Below are 590 nucleotides of genomic sequence, written 5' to 3' on the forward strand. Positions count from 1 at the left end.
CCAAGTCGGCGGCCACGGCGTGGGGCGCCACGGCGGCCTGCACGGTGCGGGCGCGGTCGGCGGCGGAGATGCCGGTGGTCACGCCCTCCGCCGCCTCGATGGAGGCGGTGAACGCCGTGCCCATCTTGGTGCCGTTGCGGGCCACCATGGGGGCCAGCTTCAGCAGTTCGCAGCGTTCGCGGGTGAGGGTCAGGCAGATCAGGCCGCGGCCGAAGCGCGCCATGAAGTTGATGGCCTCGGGGGTGACGTGGTCGGCGGCCAGGACCAGGTCGCCTTCGTTCTCGCGGTCTTCCTCGTCCACGAGGATGACGATGCGCCCGGCGCGCATCTCGGCCACGATGTCTTGCACCGGCGAGATGGGCGCAGGGGTCAGGGGGGTGTTCATGGAGGGCAGGGCTTTCGGTGGGCCGCGCGGGTGGCGTGCACCGCACGCTGGTCCGGCCACGGCCCGGACGGAGCCGCCTCCAAAGAGCGGGCGGTGCGGCGCTGGCCGCACGGTGCGGGAGCGCTACGCGCCCCAAAGGCGGCGATTTTAGTCCACTTAGTGGACTTGGGGCGCGGGCGAGGCGGGCCGCGGCCGGCCGCCCTCG

Annotated in this window: 1 protein-coding gene; it reads right to left on the reverse strand. The window is 73.4% G+C overall.

Translation table 11 applies throughout. The features are described 5' to 3' along the window. Positions 1-385: 3,4-dihydroxy-2-butanone-4-phosphate synthase (locus AC27IQ_RS26770; RefSeq protein ID WP_487091507.1), on the reverse strand; the 385-nt coding region annotated here is incomplete at its 3' end. Positions 386-590: the final 205 nt, after the last annotated feature.

Source organism: Acidovorax sp. KPB24-07 (assembly GCF_057543315.1).